This window comes from Shewanella sp. MF05956, from assembly GCF_059758055.1.
Genome location: NZ_JCAYNV010000018.1, coordinates 1 through 17,010, shown reverse-complemented (window position 1 = coordinate 17,010; position 17,010 = coordinate 1). Strand labels below are relative to the sequence as shown.

The 17,010-nt window shown below is 41.7% G+C and carries 16 protein-coding genes; 5 read left to right on the top strand and 11 right to left on the bottom strand.

The window, feature by feature from the left end; all coding sequences use genetic code 11:
• Positions 1–68: 68 nt before the first annotated feature.
• The 3 genes from AC19MX_RS17630 to AC19MX_RS17620 form a co-directional block, all read right to left on the bottom strand.
• Positions 69–941, bottom strand: a complete 873-nt coding sequence (locus AC19MX_RS17630) for a 6-carboxytetrahydropterin synthase (RefSeq protein WP_432403919.1) — start codon at positions 939–941, stop codon at positions 69–71.
• 529 nt (positions 942–1,470) lie between these two features.
• Positions 1,471–2,175 (bottom strand): response regulator, encoded by a 705-nt coding sequence (locus AC19MX_RS17625; RefSeq protein WP_432403922.1) that lies wholly within the window; start codon positions 2,173–2,175, stop codon positions 1,471–1,473.
• Entirely contained in the window at positions 2,172–3,674 is a 1,503-nt protein-coding gene (locus AC19MX_RS17620) for an ATP-binding protein (protein WP_432403926.1), read from the bottom strand. Before AC19MX_RS17620 ends, AC19MX_RS17625 begins: the two co-directional genes overlap by 4 nt.
• A 135-nt stretch (positions 3,675–3,809) precedes the next feature.
• Here AC19MX_RS17620 and AC19MX_RS17615 point away from each other — a divergent pair, with 135 nt between their 5' ends.
• Both AC19MX_RS17615 and AC19MX_RS17610 read left to right on the top strand, forming a co-directional pair.
• The gene (locus AC19MX_RS17615; RefSeq protein WP_432403930.1) at positions 3,810–4,073 is read left to right on the top strand and encodes a hypothetical protein; all 264 of its coding nucleotides are present in this window, start codon (positions 3,810–3,812) and stop codon (positions 4,071–4,073) included.
• 22 nt (positions 4,074–4,095) lie between these two features.
• Positions 4,096–4,458 (top strand): hypothetical protein, encoded by a 363-nt coding sequence (locus tag AC19MX_RS17610; RefSeq protein WP_432403933.1) that lies wholly within the window; start codon positions 4,096–4,098, stop codon positions 4,456–4,458.
• Between the two features lie 62 nt (positions 4,459–4,520).
• Here AC19MX_RS17610 and AC19MX_RS17605 read toward each other — a convergent pair whose 3' ends face one another.
• Positions 4,521–7,016 (bottom strand): putative bifunctional diguanylate cyclase/phosphodiesterase, encoded by a 2,496-nt coding sequence (locus AC19MX_RS17605; RefSeq protein ID WP_432403936.1) that lies wholly within the window; start codon positions 7,014–7,016, stop codon positions 4,521–4,523.
• A 280-nt stretch (positions 7,017–7,296) separates the two neighbouring features.
• Positions 7,297–8,160 (bottom strand): protease HtpX, encoded by an 864-nt coding sequence (htpX, locus tag AC19MX_RS17600; RefSeq protein ID WP_432403938.1) that lies wholly within the window; start codon positions 8,158–8,160, stop codon positions 7,297–7,299.
• A 265-nt stretch (positions 8,161–8,425) separates the two neighbouring features.
• Here htpX and pepE point away from each other — a divergent pair, with 265 nt between their 5' ends.
• Complete coding sequence (gene pepE, locus AC19MX_RS17595; protein WP_432403942.1) at positions 8,426–9,136, top strand: dipeptidase PepE; 711 nt, start codon at positions 8,426–8,428, stop codon at positions 9,134–9,136.
• Positions 9,137–9,193: 57 nt separating this feature from the next.
• Here pepE and AC19MX_RS17590 read toward each other — a convergent pair whose 3' ends face one another.
• Positions 9,194–9,613, bottom strand: a complete 420-nt coding sequence (locus tag AC19MX_RS17590) for a VOC family protein (RefSeq protein WP_432403945.1) — start codon at positions 9,611–9,613, stop codon at positions 9,194–9,196.
• Positions 9,614–9,710: 97 nt separating this feature from the next.
• Here AC19MX_RS17590 and soxR point away from each other — a divergent pair, with 97 nt between their 5' ends.
• Positions 9,711–10,157 carry a redox-sensitive transcriptional activator SoxR gene (gene soxR, locus AC19MX_RS17585; protein ID WP_432403948.1) on the top strand — a complete coding sequence of 149 codons (447 nt, stop codon included), beginning with the start codon at positions 9,711–9,713 and terminating at the stop codon, positions 10,155–10,157.
• A gap of 135 nt (positions 10,158–10,292) precedes the next feature.
• On the opposite strand, the gene AC19MX_RS17580 is transcribed toward soxR, so the two are convergent.
• On the bottom strand, positions 10,293–10,739 hold the full coding sequence (locus AC19MX_RS17580; RefSeq protein WP_432403952.1) for an Hsp20 family protein: 447 nt from the start codon (positions 10,737–10,739) through the stop codon (positions 10,293–10,295).
• Between the two features lie 363 nt (positions 10,740–11,102).
• Here AC19MX_RS17580 and AC19MX_RS17575 point away from each other — a divergent pair, with 363 nt between their 5' ends.
• A complete protein-coding gene (locus AC19MX_RS17575) occupies positions 11,103–11,333 on the top strand; it encodes a hypothetical protein (RefSeq protein WP_432403955.1) in 231 nt (76 codons plus the stop codon).
• A 98-nt stretch (positions 11,334–11,431) separates the two neighbouring features.
• On the opposite strand, the gene AC19MX_RS17570 is transcribed toward AC19MX_RS17575, so the two are convergent.
• The 4 genes from AC19MX_RS17570 to AC19MX_RS17555 form a co-directional block, all read right to left on the bottom strand.
• Positions 11,432–12,556: an ABC transporter permease gene (locus AC19MX_RS17570; RefSeq protein WP_432403958.1), complete on the bottom strand. Its 1,125-nt coding sequence runs from the start codon at positions 12,554–12,556 to the stop codon at positions 11,432–11,434.
• Between the two features lie 3 nt (positions 12,557–12,559).
• Entirely contained in the window at positions 12,560–15,316 is a 2,757-nt protein-coding gene (gene rbbA, locus AC19MX_RS17565) for a ribosome-associated ATPase/putative transporter RbbA (RefSeq protein WP_432403962.1), read from the bottom strand.
• Positions 15,317–15,331: 15 nt separating this feature from the next.
• On the bottom strand, positions 15,332–16,357 hold the full coding sequence (locus AC19MX_RS17560; protein WP_432403965.1) for an HlyD family secretion protein: 1,026 nt from the start codon (positions 16,355–16,357) through the stop codon (positions 15,332–15,334).
• A gap of 390 nt (positions 16,358–16,747) precedes the next feature.
• On the bottom strand, positions 16,748–17,010 hold a 263-nt coding region (locus AC19MX_RS17555), incomplete at its 5' end, for a hypothetical protein (protein WP_498299316.1).

Below are 17,010 nucleotides of genomic sequence, written 5' to 3'. Positions count from 1 at the left end.
TAAAGCGCATTCCTTGTGAAATAAATAAAAAAAGGGCCACCTTTTGGCAGCCCGTTTATATTACTCGATTAACCTTTTACCGCAATGGCCCCTTTGCCAATACCTTCATAGGCAATCACTTTAAAGTGACTTTCTGGCACTTTATTCGCCAATGTATTGGCCATGTAATCTGCGAGTAATTCGACCGTTGTGTCGTGCGGGATCAAATCACAGCACTCTTTTGGCATCGCAAGTTGAAAATCACCTTGAGGCGCCATGTAATGGAAACCAAAATGGGTTTTATCGCTAATATTGGTTTGTTTAGACAATGCTAAGGTATCAACCGGTACAAGATCTTCTTCGGTACCGAGATACACATCTTGCCAACGTTCAGCCCAGTATTGGTCCCACTTAGGTTCTGCGATGCCGTTTTCAAATACGGTAACAGGGCTTCGATGGCCGTGTGCAATACGCTGACAGTTACCGTCGTGTTTACGTAAACCATGACTGTAATGGTAAAACGGTGCATTAAGCACTTCACTACGTAACGTTATGCTAATACCTTGAACATTTTCGGGTAATGCTTCACGCAAGGCTTTTTTGAGAAAGTCGTTAACGCTTTCGTAATCAATAATTTCGGTTGGAATAAGCGCAAAAGCTTGCGACGGGCACGCTAGGTGAATGTCACCTTTTTGACTTGAGAAATCCATCCATACCCGATCGCCTTTTTGCTGCCAACGTACTTCGCTGCAGGCGGTAGGGATAAGTAAGCGATGATCAGCAACATCGTCTATGGTATTTTTAATGATGCGTTTTACTTTAGCAAAATCCAACACCATATTTTGGTCATCTAAACCACCATCTAACAATATATCGACGATCCAGCTTTCTCCTACCATGCCACGAATGGGGCAAAGGTATGAAAAATCGATAACGGTTAAATCTTTTACAAACAGTTGCATTAATGCTCCTAGGCAGAAAAACAGTCCACCTCAGTTTAAATGTATTCCGAATGGCGCTTGCCAGTGGAAAAAGTATCTTATGGCATCTTTATACGATGAGCTATCACTCCTTGGTCTAATACTTAGACGAAAAAGTCATCCAACTCATAATTAATGCCAATAACACAGACATTCTAAACAAAAGCCAGCCACGGAGCGAGTAAACATAAGCGATTAGTTAAAAAAACTCGCTAATGTTTAACGAGTAATTTAATCCATTGATATGAACATGGTGTCAGGTAAGCGTCACGGTGAGATATGAAAGCGGTAAAATGAACCACGTTAATCGGGATCGGTTAAATTTGGGTCTAGTTCTGCGTTAAAAAAGACCACCAGCAAGCTGATAAGAATCACACACTGGCAACACAATAGTAAATAAATCATCAATGAAGACATGCGGTTATCCCTACGAAATCCTTTTCAGTACAATAACAAATAACCGTGCAGAAAATGTGCAGACTTCAAGGAGTTAATGTAAACAGGGTATCGATTACTCGACCTTATAACCCACTCCGTAAATAGAGTGTAATACTTCTTTTTGTTTAGTCACCTGAGCCAGTTTATGCCGTAAGTTTTTGACGTGACTGTCGATAGTACGAGAGCTAACAATACGATCATCGACATAACACACTTGCATTAAGCTGTCGCGAGAGTGCACGACACCGGGACGTTTGAGCATTGTTTGTAGCAACCTAAATTCAACCGGTGTTAACTCAACTTCTTGCTTATCAACATGGCATTTAAATCGCTCAATATTTAAGTCAATGTGTTTGTATCGAATAATTTGTTCATTTTGACTGCCTTGGGTATTTTCAACCCGTCTTAAAATGGTTTTAACTCTTGCAACCACTTCTCTTGCCGAAAAAGGTTTACACACATAATCATCGGCTCCGAGTTCCAGTCCCATCAATCGGTCAATTTCGTCAACGCGAGCAGTGAGCATTAATATTGGCATCATAGAAAACTGACGAATTTCACGGCAAATCGTTAGGCCGTCTTTATAAGGCAACATTAAATCTAAAATGACAAAGTCGATTGACTGAGTTTTAATCGTTTCAATCACATCCCTACCGTCATATTGCACTTGTGTGTTAAAGCCTTCTAGCGATAAAAAATCAACCAATATCTGTGCAATCTTTGGCTCGTCTTCTACCACTAATACGGTCATTGGCTGTTGATGAGCAAATCCACTCATATTGACTTCCTTAACAAAGGTAATTGGACTCTAATGCATAATCCACCCATTAATGATGGGGTTGCGGTAATACTACCGTTATGCGCTTCGACGATATTTTTACAGATAGTAAGCCCTAAACCTGCACCACTGCCTCTGCGAGTCCTTGCTGTATCCTGGCGATACAGAGGTTCAAACAAATGTTCACATTCCGCTTCTGTCGCACTGGGTTTGGTATCGTTAATGGTTAAAATAACCGTACTTGCTTGCGATGTTAACTGTACGTCTATATTGCCAGGGCTGTCGGTATACGCCATCGCGTTCATCAATAAATTAATAAACAACTGTTCTAAACGCCTAACATCAGCAGAAACAAATAGCATTGGCGCAATCTGTTTACTCAGCGTTAAGCCTTTTTCATGCATAGATGAAGCAATACTAACCAAGGTGCTGTCTAACGACTCGCTAATATTTACCGTCGTTAAGTGATAACGAAGTCCACCCACATCTGACAATGACAATTCATACAAATCGTCGACCAAATGCTTCATTCTTAATACTTCTTGTTCAATCGATATGAGCTGTGTTGAGTCAAATGCTCTGATCCCTGCTTTAATTGAATCTATCTCGCCACATAAAATACTCAACGGTGTGCGTAACTCATGGGAAATATCTGCCAACCAACGATTTTTAGCACTGCGGTTTTTCGATAACGTCATCGCTAAATGATCAATATTAGCCATTAACTGCCCGAGTTCATCGGCACGTTGAGTGTCCATGACTCGCTGGTCATAATCGCCCTTAGACAAATACGACACACCTAACATCACTTGTTTTACCGGCACCAATAAAAAGCGTGCTAACCACCATGCAATTGCACTGGCTAATAATAAACACACAAGGCCAATGCCAACGCTCGTCCATCGCTGTTGCTGGGCAAATGCCGTTGCAGATGACGAAACAATTTCTCGCATGGGATTACTGTATAAGTAGCCAATCACTTGTTGGTTGTACATCAGCGGATAACTAATGGTATCGACTTTCTTATCGATTACAGTACCTGCAATATATTGATCGTCAGCCGAATATAACCCTGTCGGTGGGCCACCGCGATGGCTCGAAGCGCCTGGACGCATATTAGGTGGTGGTTGACGAGGGCCTTGACGTGGTTGTTCTGCTAATCGACCAGCCGGACGAGGTGGTTTATCAAAGCCATTGGCGTTATTGTCTCTGGGAATACGCGGCAAACGAGAGTGTGTCAAAATAGTTTGGTTTAGTGAGTTTTGGCTAAGCTTGTACCAACCAAGTACCGACTCTGCTTCTTCTGTTACTGCAGGTAAACTGGTTGCATAGAGTGTCAATATATCTTCAGACAAGCTGGCCAGGCGCTCTTGCTCTAAGCTATTAATGTAATCTAAAAAACCTTGGTCAAAGCTCCACCGCGCTAACGATAACGTGGCGATAAGCACAATACTGGTTAAGCCAACAAAGGCTAAAAATAGTTTTTGGGATATTTGCATAAAATACAGTATAACCAGCAATATAACGCTGCACTAGTGACGCGTAAAATCTGAATACAATCTCCTTAAATTCTGCACATTTTCTCCACATTGTTGGTTTATATTACCTTAAGAAACCCATTTAGGAATGCCATCATGACCCTTAACCCAATCAATATCACTTTACTTACATTGAGTTTAGTTGTCTCTGCAGCTGTGTTTGCCAATCCTCCCGGTCGCAAACCACCACAGGAGGCAATTGATGCCTGTGCAAGCAGTTCTGAAAACAGTCAAGTCAGCTTTGAAAATCGACGTGGTGATACCCTTGAAGCGACCTGCAAAATGATAGACGGTAAATTAGTAGCTGTGCCAGACAATGCGCCAGATGACTCGAATAAACCACCGAAAAAAAGTAGTTAACGCAAAATATTAAGGAGGGAATATGCAAGTAACTAGTGGCAGTACCTCGATGCAAATGTCATCGACAGAGAGTACACAACGTCCACCTCGTCCTGACGGTCCGCCACCACCAAAAGGTGGAGTTCCACCAGGATTAGACAGTGCAGTGTCGACATTGACAGAAGAAGAGCAGCAATCAACGACAGAGATGCTGGCATCATTAACTGAAGAACAGCAAATTGAATTAAAGTCAGTTTTAGATGAGTTAAAGCCAATGACTGAAGGATTATCAGATGATGATATCGGCAGTATTTTTTATGAAGCTTTAAACAGTATTTACAATAGTGGCGAGACACAAACCGCTAACAGTAAATCATCTACCGTGAATGTAGACGTATACGCATAACACTCCTGCGTAAATAAAAAGCCAGCACATAACATTGCTGGCTTTTTTCGTTATGCCAATATTTAAGGGCTAACACCAGCCACTGGTGGTAAAAAATCGGCTAATGCATCTGGTAATCTTGGTTTACTGTATAAATAACCTTGGGCAAAGTCACAACCATTAATGCGTAAAAAATCTGCCTGGGCTTGCGTTTCGACCCCTTCAGCAATAATTTGTAAATTCAATGCGTGGCCTAATGCAATTACCGCCTTGGCAATGGCCGTATTATTCGAGTCGTGCGGAATATCACGCACAAAAGATTGATCGATTTTAAGCTTATCAATGGGGAGTTTCTTCAAATAATTTAATGACGAATATCCAGTACCAAAGTCATCAATACTCAATGCAATACCCATCGCACCTAATAGTTTTAAATCACGAATAATGGCATCAGGATCGTGCATCATGCAAGATTCTGTCACTTCTAACTCTAAGTGTTTTGCCGGCAAGCCTGTTTCCAATAAAATCAGCCTAACTTTTTCAACAAAGTCACTGCGCTGCAATTGTAAACTGGCGACGTTGACCGAGATACGCTCAAAAGATTTCCCTTGAGTTAACCACGCAACACCTTGCAAACAAGCCGTTTTTAACACCCATAAGCCGATATCCCAAATTAAACCAATTTTTTCAGCAATAGGGATAAACTCACCAGGAGATATATCCCCTAAAATGGAGTCATGCCAGCGTATTAACGCTTCAAATCCGCACGTTGATAAATCACTTAATGCCAGCTTAGGTTGATACACTAAATAAAAGTCTTCATTGATGAGAGCTTGATGTAACGCCGTTTGTAACTTTATTTGCACAATAGCTTGCTTGGTCATCGACTCAGTATAAAACGCATAGTTATTGCGGCCGTCATGTTTGGCTCGGTGCATTGCGGCGTCCGCATTGCGCAATAAGCTGTCATGATCATCACCGTCGCTGGGGTAAATACTGATCCCCATACTGGCCGTCAGTCTTACAGACTGTGCATTATCAAGGATAAAGGGTAATTCAAAAACACTGCGAATACGGTCGAGAGTTGATGTAACATAATCAGTACTCATAATATTGGGCAGCATTACAACAAACTCATCACCGCTTAGACGGGCTAACACATCGAAATCTGATAATGCATAAGACAAGCGCTTGCCTAATTCAACTAATATTTCGTCGCCCATAACATGGCCAAGGCTGTCGTTAATATGCTTAAAAAAATCGATATCAAGAAAAACAACCGCAAGTTGCTTTTTGGCTCTATGAGAGTGGTTAACTTCTTGTTCTAACAAAGACATAAATTGCATGCGATTAGGCAGCTGCGTCAATGGGTCAAAATAAGCTAAATTCTTCAGCTTTTCTTCATTTTGCTTTTGTGTCGAAATATCAGCAAATACCGCGACGTAATATTGAATGATATTTTGTTTATCAAATACCGCACTAATGGTAATGGCTTGAGGAAAAATTGCGCCATGCTTACGGCGATTCCATATCTCACCATGCCATTTTCCCTGCACCAATAGCGTGTTCCATAACTTATCAAAAAAGCTTTTGGGATGACGACCTGATCTTAACATTCGTGGATTTTGGCCTAACACTTCTTCGCGGCTGTATCCGGTAATATCAGTAAATGCTTGGTTAATTTCAGTAATATTGCCGTCGCTATCTGTTATAACGACTCCTTCAACAGCATTTTGGAATACATTAGCAGCCAGAATGAGTTGGTCTTGTGCCTCTTTGTGCTTGGCAATGTTGCGGGTCATGCCAATAACACCCGTCAATTCACCTTGGGCATTAAACACGGGCGCTTTAATGGTTTCTAGCCAGACTTTATTAAAATTAACATCCACTTCTTCACATTCAGACACCACTACCGTAGAGCCAGTATCAATAGCCAATTTATCACTTTCAAGAAACTGTTCTGCTGTACGTTGGTCAAATAAATCAAAATCGGTTTTACCTACGATTTGCTCTTTTGATTTTCGCCAAGCGCGTTCGACACTTTTATTGCAAGCGATATAAATACTTTGAGTATTTTTTATCCACACATGTTCATCAAATGCATCAATAAAAGCCTGAACATCAACATCATGTGTCACCTGTTGATCATGTTTAATCTCGAGATCGATATTTTGCACATAGACTCGTATGGCACTGCTCAACATATCAGCAATGCGTGTTTGAATCGCGGTGAGCTCTTGGAATAATTCTGGTTTATTAAGATTATGATTGATTGAGCTAAAGCTGAGTGCAGCTAATACATACCCATGCTGATCGCGGATTAACTGGTGGTACACTTTTGCATTTTGACCATCTGATGCTGTGACGGTAGGGATAAGACAAAGATGTTGTAACAAGCTGATTTGGTGTTGCTGACGAGTACGCTCATCTGCGCTTTGGCTAATGCAAATGTCCTGCACTCGATGATCAGTAATGTTTATTTGACTAAAGGTAACGGTGAGACGAAACTCGGCAGAAATATCATTTATTTCTTGCTGCCATTCTCTGAGTTGAGCTTGAGAAATAGCTTTTGTTAGCATAACACCTTCCTAAATCTATACATTAATAATCGCGACCTACTTATCGCCAGCAAAGCCACTAGTCTTTCATTGAGCATATAACAGGCAATAGACCAGCCTATCTTAATCCCAGTATAAACAACATAACAATGGATAACTATAAGCTATAAATATTGATAACACGCTATGGATGAACAAATTAATCACAATATTCAATCATAAGTTAGGTTTTTAAAACAAATAAGGAACCCTAAGGCTCCTTATTTAACTTTACCATCTAACAAACTGTAAATATTAGTGATTAAAGATTTTTTAATGCTGCAATGCGTTTCTCTAACGGTGGGTGGCTCATCATAAAATCTGCCATTGACCGTTTACCGTTAATGCCAAAGGCCGACATTTGTGCTGGCATCGCGCCTGATTCAGGGCCTTGGCGTAAACGCTCTAGCGCAGCAATCATTTTACCTTTACCCGCTAAACGAGCTGCACCTTCATCAGCTTTAAATTCGCGAATACGTGAGAAGTAAGCCACGATCATCGAGGCCAAAATACCAAACAGCATGTCTAATACAAAAACCACTGCCATGTAGGCAAACATGCCTAAGCCTTCACCTTCTTCATCATTGCTAGACACAACATTATTGATAATGCCAGCAACCACGCGAGCAGCAAAAATAACAAAGGTGTTCACCACACCTTGAATTAAGGTTAATGTCACCATGTCACCGTTAGCAACGTGGCTCACTTCATGGGCAAGTACACCTTCGATTTCATCTTGAGTCATCCCGTAAAGTAAACCCGAGCTAACCGCGACAAGTGCGTTGTTTTTGCTTGGACCAGTGGCAAATGCATTCATTTCTGGTGATTGATATATCGCAACTTCAGGCATTTTAATGCCAGACTTTTCTGCTTGGCGAGCCACGGTCTCAACTAACCAGCGCTCTGTATTGTCACGTGGATGGGTAATGACTTCACAACCCATTGTCTTTTTAGCCATCCATTTTGAAATGGCTAAACTGATAAACGAGCCACCAAAACCGAAAATGGCAGCAAATACTAACAGTCCACCCATAGATTGGGTATTAACCCCTAGAATAGACATAACAATTGAGGCAACCAGTAATATGGCAAGGTTGGTTGCGATCAACAAAAATATACGCTTCATTTAAGCTCCTGTATGGCAAAATGCCGATTTACGATTGTTACTACAGACATAATATGTCCATAATTTTAGAATTCAAGCTTAGTTATATTAAAAAAGATTTATGAGTCTTTTTACATCGATAAAACCCTACTTAAAAATCTAGCGAGCAGAGTCTAGGGAGAGATTATTAATTGAAACTGAAAAACATCAATCGATGATAAACTCAGTGTATGCAATGGTTAATCTTTGATAAACTATCGAAAATAAGAACAAAAAAGGAATTTTTATGAGCATTAATGCATTAATGTTAAGCGCCTCGCGCGTCGGTGATTCAGCCTATTTAACTCACACGGTTGAGCTTATCCGCCCACTCACTCAACCAGGGCAACAATGGCTATTTATTCCTTATGCAGGCGTGAGTGTCAGTTATGATGAATATTTAACAAAAGTGCAAACAGCACTAGACCCTCTGCCAATAACCATTAGCAGTATTCATCAATTTGCCGACCCTAAACAAGCCATTCAAGATTCTGCGGGGATTTTGGTTGGTGGAGGCAATACATTCCAACTGTTAAACGAGCTATACCGCTACGATTTAGTGCATTTAATCCGTGAAAAAGTTCAAAATGGCATGCCGTATGTAGGTTGGAGTGCAGGCTCAAACATCACAGGTACCAGTATTCGTACCACCAATGATATGCCTATTGTAGAGCCTCCTTCTTTTACTGCATTAAGTATTCTGCCCTTTCAGTTAAACCCGCATTACACTAATTACCAAATGCCAGGACATAACGGCGAAACTCGTGCGCAACGATTATTAGAGTTTACCATTGTCGACCCGTTAACCCCCGTTATCGGTATCCAAGAAGGTAGTGCATTATGGCGTCAGGGAGATAAATTGACGTTAATTGGCGATCAAACTGCCTATTTATTTCATGGTAAGCAACAAGAAGTCGAAATTGACGCCAACAGTGACTTATCTGAATACCTCAAATAACTAAGATCATTTCTATGGGGTTTATGAAATAAAGCCATAAGCCCCATGGTTGTATCATTAATCATATTGATTTCTCTCACTGGGAATATCAGTCAAATACTCAACAAATTCAATTTCAAATCCATTAGGGTCAATAAAATAACGACTTTTATAAGCAAAATCTTCTGCGCCCATAATAGCAACGCCAAACCCCACCAACGCTAACCGTGTCACTAACGCATCGATATTATCCACCACATAGGCAAAGTGAGCTAAACCCAAAGCGTTACTTTTAACATCACGCATATTTCCTGTACCAGAATCATTCAATGATAAATAATGGTAATCATCACCAAAATGTAGCCATTTCCGTGGGGTGCCATGCCATATAGACTCACCGCCACCACGTACTCGCCAATGTGGAAACGCAGCCTGATAAAAACCCAATGTTTCTTCCAAATCATTCACTACCAAATTTAAATGTTCTAATCGCATCACTTATCTCCTTATGATTAATGCAACACAGCTTAATACCTCAGGTTAACTTGAGGTAAAGCGCTAATTTTGCCAAAATAATAAAAAATTTGGAGTGTATATGTCAGAAGAAGCAGTATTGAGTGTTGGCCAAGTGGCAAAGCGTTGTGGAATTAACATCTCTGCAATCCATTTTTACGAGCAAAAAGGCCTGATTAGCAGTTGGCGTAACCAAGGTAATCAACGTCGTTATTCACGCGATGTCATTAGACGAATATCACTTATCAAAGCGGCGCAACAATTAGGCATATCTTTAGATGAAATTGGCAGCGCATTTGCCTCTCTGCCGAATGGCAGGACAGCCACCAAACAAGACTGGGCGGCATTATCAGTTAATTGGAAAGACACACTCACTCAGCGTATTAGTCGATTACAAAGTATGAAAGATTCACTTGAAGGTTGTATCGGTTGTGGCTGTTTATCGATGAATCATTGCCCTTTGTATAACCCAGATGACCTGCTCGAACCACAAGGTCCGGGGCCTGTACTGTTAAACAAAAAAGCCTAGTATCAAATAGACACTAGGCGTAAGCAATAAGCTAAATTGGGGAGTGATAAACAATAGGAAGAAGATAAACGATAAAGTGGTCGCATTAAGTTTTAAGCCACCACTTTACCTGCCCATATGCTGAACTACACTGGGTTAACCGAGTGTGTTTGTACTGACAATATCAATTTTACGAGGCTTCATTGCTTCAGGAATTTCACGTACTAAATCAATATTTAATAAGCCATGTTCTAATTCCGCACCCACAACGCGTACGTAATCGGCCAGTTGGAATGTCCGCTCAAAGCCACGTTCTGCTATGCCTTGATGTAAGTACTTACGGTCATCGGTTTTTGTCGTCTTATTACCTTTAACTAACAGTTTCTCACCCTCGCTCATAATGTCTAACTCAGACATTGCAAAGCCTGCTACAGCCATAGTGATCCGATAACGATTTTCCCCAAGCAGTTCAATATTATAGGGAGGGTAACCACTGTTAGCATTATTGGCAGCTGCATGTTCAGCCAGTTGGGCTAAACGGTCAAAACCAATCGCACTACGGTAAAGAGGTGTTAAATCTGGTGTAAGATTAAAGTTTCGCATGTTCATATCCTTGTCTAAAGCAATATGTAAAAAATGACCACTATTTCATAACAGTGGCAATGTGAGTAACAGCCCTTACGGCACTGTCATAGTCAGAGTAGTAAAACCTCATTCGAGCGTTTCGTTATCTATCCTGCTACAAAATTAGATATATGGACACAGTGTTTGATATCAAGGCAAATGAATAAATAAATTTAAAAAAATAGATAAAAATATTAAATTACAACAATATTTCAATAGCTTAAATACAACCCATTATAATCAATTACGCCTGCAAACCTGTTTAAATGACTTTTGTCACTGGTAATTATATTTGAAAACGTCACAATAACTCTCAACGCAATACATCAATAAGGATATGTTATGAACCCTGCAACACTGGCACTATTAATCCCAATTATCGCCATTATAGGCAGTTTTATTGTGAGTATTATGAAGCTTAAAGAGCGCCAAAGCCTGGCGGCAAACCAACAAGAAAACAACAATAAGTCACTGCACGATGAAATCAGATCGTTACGTCAACGTATTGAAGTGTTAGAACGAGTGATTACTGAAGACGCGTATGACTTAAAACAAAAAATTAATAACGCATAACAGAGTATTTATTGTTGTTAACACCAAAAAGCCACCATTATCGGTGGCTTAATGATTTAACGGCATGTCGAAACAAACAACCAGTTAACTGTTTACGGTTATTTATTGACCGAAATTGAGCGCCTAAATAGCGCTAAACTGCTCACAAAAAACACCATCCCAAGCCCAATAATATTCAGCAACTCTGGCCACACAATACTAAAATCGGCACCACGAAAAACCACCGCCTGCGAAAATGCCATAAAGTGCCGCGAAGGGAATATCCATGTGAATGGTTGAACAATGGCAGGTTGACTCTCAATGGGCGTAATCCCTCCAGACAGTAACATCATGGGGATAATCACAATCATTAACAGTAAGGCAAACTGCGCCATGGTGCGGGCTATGGTGCCAAGAAAAATCCCAATCGAGGCTGCGGCAAATAAGTAAATCGTTGTTCCACCCACTAATAACCAACGGGATCCAGCAATGGGGACATCCAGCAAGGTTTCGACCATAAAGAAAAGTGACAACGAAAAAGCAACCAGCACAATAAGTCCGTTTGCCCATACCTTGGACATAATGATTTGAAATGACGTCAGCGGCATAACCAGTAAATGCTCAATGGTGCCATGCTCACGTTCACGCAGCAGTGCAGCGCCTGTCAGAATAATAGCCAACAAGGTGACATTATCGAGCAGCGCTCCCATTGAACTAAACCAGCTCATGGTGCCATTAGGATTAAATGCACGGCGCTGGACTAATACTACGGGATAATCGATGGTTACATTAGAGCGATTAACAAAAAAGTTAACCTCCTTGGTGATGATACTTTGAATATAACTATTACCTAAACTTGCTTGAGTCACAGCGGTTGCATCAACATCGATTTGCACACTCGGTAAGCGTCCATCACGCACATCTGCCTCAAAACGTGGTGGAATGCTCACCACAAACATAAAGCGGTCTTGATCCATTACTTGGTCTACCTCACTGGCAGATATTTGCTCTGCAAACTTAAAATAAGGAGGATAGAAAGCATTGGCAATGTTACGCGACAGCGTTGAGTGGTCTTCGTCGACAATCGCAATGGATGCATTATTCACCGACTCACTAATGGCGGTTGAACGCGAATAAATCTGCGCACTGAATAAAAACACAATCAGTATTATCATGGTCACGTCACCCATGACACTGCGAAGCTCCTTAGTACCAAGCCAGAAAATATTGCTCCAGATTTTCATCGGTTATGCCTCCTGCTTTTTCAAACACGCCGCAGCAAAAACCACTAAAATAGGACCATATATCGACAACATCATGATGTCGCCTATCAGGTCAAAAAAGTGCAAACCTTTAGTAAATGCCGCCACACTCAAATGCATATAATAGGTTGCCGGCCACGCCATACCGATAATGTACCCGCCCCCCTCTAACGTGGATGTAGGTTGCACTAGCCCCGAAAACAGCGCTGTGGGTAATAACGATACAATAGTGGTGGCAAACACCGCGGTGACTTGAGTTTTAGTGACAGATGACACCACTAAACCAATGCCGGTTGAAGCGCACACATAAAAAAACGCCCCAACGGTGAGCCCCAATAGGCTGCCTTTTAATGGAACCTGCAATAAAAACACCACCAAAAATGTCAAAATAAAAAAGTTGATCATGCCAATAGCGATATACGGCAGCTGTTTACCAATAAGAAATTCAAACTTATTGGTTGGCGTAACAAAAAAGTTAGTGATAGTGCCGACTTCCTTTTCACGGGCGATACTCACAGCCATGAGTATTGCCGGAAAGAACAATAACAATAACGCTGGCGTTTTAGGCCCAATGGAATAAATACTTTCAAATGAAGGGTTATAGCGATAACGAGACTGCAAATCGACATTATACAGTGCACTGGCATCAACCCCGGATTCTGTCGCTAATTGTGTCAGGTACCAAATATAGCCACCAGTGACATAGCCTTCGATAGTGCCGGCTCGGGTGGTATTAGCACCATCTATCCATGCCGAAACGTGTGCAGTCTGACCCTTTTTAATATCGCGACCAAAACCGGCCGGGATCTCTATCGCCAAGGTGATATCGTTAGACTGTAAACGCCGCTCAAGTTCGTCTTTACTTTGTAATACAGGTCTTTCGATAAAATAATGAGAGCCTTGAAAGTGACTAACGTATTCTCGGCTTTGCGGTGTTTGGTCATAATCGAGCACCGCGAAAGTCAGATCTTCAATATCTAACGAGATCCCATAAGCAATCACAATCAACAAAATCACACTGCCAAAAAACGCAAATGCGAGGCGAATTTTGTCACGCATTACCGCCATCATTTCAAGATAACTATACGCTAGCAACCGCGATAAATTAAAGCCAAAGCGTTTTGCATGCTGTGGTTGGCTTTGGGTTAATGCCGTCGGTTCTGAGGTAGGGGCTATTTCAAATTGCGCTTGCTTTTGAGGGGGCTGGCCTATCGCATCTTCAAGATAACTGATAAAAGCTTCTTCAAGCGACGTTGACCCTTTGGCTTCAACAAGGTGTTGTGGCTCATCGTAAACTAAGACTTCACCTGCATGCATTAATGAAATACGGTCGCACCGTAACGCTTCATTCATAAAGTGGGTTGAAATAAATATGGTGACTTTATCGCGACGTGACAACTCAACAAGCAATTCCCAAAATTCGTCACGTGCAACAGGGTCAACACCCGATGTGGGCTCATCAAGGATCAGCATTTCAGGCTCGTGGATCACCGCAACGGCAAGCGACAAGCGTTGGCGGATCCCAAGTGGCAGTGATGATGCCAAATCATCCATTTGCTTACGCAAACCAAAGCGATCAACCAGTACATCAATTCGCTCTGTGGTTTTCGACGCAGATAAATGGAACAAACGCGCATGCAAGGTCAAGTTCTGTTTAACCGTCAGCTCACCATACAAGGAAAAAGCTTGCGACATAAACCCTACTCGATTGCGCATGTCGATATTGCTGGCATCGACAGGCTTACCAAATAAAAACGCCTCACCCTCTGACGCAGGTAACAGTCCGGTCAACATTTTCATGGTGGTTGTTTTACCGCAACCATTTGAGCCCAAAAAGCCAAAAATCTCACCGGCTTGAATGTCAAAACTCACATTACTGACAGCAGTAAAATCCCCAAAACGCCGGGTTAGCCCTTTGGCAGTAATTGCAGGTGAAGCATCGGTTTTTTCAAAAGGAGGAATAACAAGCTCATTACCACTGCCGCGCTTTTCTTTTGGTAGTAGCCGAGTAAAAGTTTGTTCGATATTTTCAGATTGGGTTTTGAGTTTGAGTGCTTCAGGTGTGCCCGAGTCCAACACATGGCCTGCATCCATAGCCACCAACCAATCAAATCCTTCGGCTTCATCCATATAAGCGGTAGACACTATCACGCTCATGCTAGGCCGTTCACTGCGTATTGTGTTAATTAACTGCCAAAATTGTCGTCTAGAGAGAGGGTCGACCCCGGTAGTTGGCTCATCTAATATCAATAAATCCGGGTCATGAATAAGCGAACAACACAAACCGAGTTTTTGTTTCATCCCGCCGGATAACTTACCTGCTGGCCGTGATAAAAATGCATTAAGGCCCGTTGCATGGGTGAGTCGGTCAATGCGGGTTTTACGTTCAGAGGCTCCCTGGCCAAATAATTTACCAAAAAAGTCGAGGTTTTCGGCGACACTGAGCTCACTGTATAAATTCTTGCCAAGTCCTTGAGGCATGTAAGCAATACGAGGGCCAACATTTGAGCGATGTCGAGCCGAGGCCATATCACCGCCAAGCACTTCAAGATTACCACTCTGTAATTTTCTGACCCCAGAAATCAGTGCCAACAAGGTTGATTTACCCACCCCATCAGGGCCGAGCAAACCCACCATTTGTCCTGAAGGAATACTGAGTGTGACATCTTCAATCGCCATGACTTTTTTATATCTATGACTAACATTGTTAATACAGACGATCGGATTGTGTTGTTGGTCCATGATTATGTACCCACATTAATGTTGATTGACTGAATTAGGCTCAGAGTCTGGCAACAATTGTTGAAGAAAATCAGGCCACGGAGTCAGCTGCTCTCCGGGTAAAGGTGTCAGGCGTATATAAGCCACGCCACGCACGCCAGTCTTAACATCTTCTATGTGTTTTTGAACTAGGTATTGAGGGATCCGCACCTTAACACGAAACATCAGTTTTTCACGTTCGCTGAGGGTTTCAACTTGCTTTGGGGTAAATTGTGATTCGGGTGATACAAAGCTCACCGATGCAGGAATGGTATAATCGAGAACATCTAATTTAATTCTCGCCTCTGCACCTATCGCAATACGATTTGCTGGTGCCGAAGGTACAAATATCTCCATATAGACATCAGCAAGGTTAATCATAGTCAACACTTTGCCACCACTGCCAAGCACCTCACCTGGTTCGGCAAGTCGGTATATCACTCGACCAGTCACTGGGGATTTCAGCACACAATCATCAATTTGAGTTTGGATTTCTTTGGTACTGGCCCTAACAGCATCCACCATACGTTCACGATACACAAGGCCTGCCTTAGCCGCTTGAAGCGCAGCTTTAGCTACAGCAACCTGACTGACTCTTGTATCGTAGGTTTCTTTACTAATATGGTTATCTTTTACCAGTGCTCTAGCCCGAGACAATTCTTGTTCGGTTAACACTTCCTCAGCCTTTGCCTGCTCGATGGTTGCCAGAGCAGAAGCAACTTGGCTTTCAGCACTGGCCACATTAGCTTCAGCACCAAGCAGTTGAGCACGCAATTGATCGGTATTAATTTGCGCGACAACTTGTTGCTCTTTAACAAGGTCCCCTTCCTGAGCCAAAATGGTATCGACCCGTCCCGCTATTTTAGTTGATACATCAACTTCTACAGCTTCAATTCTGCCGTTACCTGACACTAAACCATCGGCTAGCGGAGCGACTTGTAAATATTGCCACCCCCACCAAAAAGAAAAAATAAGCACTATAAAAACAACGATATATATAACTCTCTTCAGTATGTTATTCATTGTCTAAAAATCCTTCTATGAGTGACAGCAATCTTTTTTAACGCAACAAGCTGACATTATTCAATCTCTGTCAAAAACCTTGTCTCGGCACCACAACCTTGAACAGTATTAATCGGCTAGAGAGCCAGACATGCATAAAATGAGAAGAGACAACGGCTCGTAATATGTTACCTAGTTGCAATAACAACTAAAGCGAATCAATATCAGATTGTAAAAACCGCTATCCTCACAGATAAATCTAGATTTCATTTGTCGATGTATTTATTTAACGCACAAGTGCAGCAAATGATGATATTTAGCAAGGTAGAAAACGGTATTCACAACGCTCCCCCCCATTCAAACGATAAATTAGTGTATTAACTCAATTAAATTTTGTATCAATAAAACAGGTTAAACCTTGATCTGCCTCACAGTTAGAGTGAATAAGCGGACATAACTTAAAATAAGTACAAAAGTTTGATCATTCTCTGCTACGCATTCAAGCACTGAATATTTCAACCACAATACTATTTGCTCAAATTCAAGACGTAAAAAAGCCCGTTGCGTTAGCAACGGGCTTATCACTACTCTTTCGAGTAAATTAGGCGCCTGGAAATGACCTACTCTCGCATGGGGAGACCCCACACTACCATCGGCGATACTGTGTTTCACTT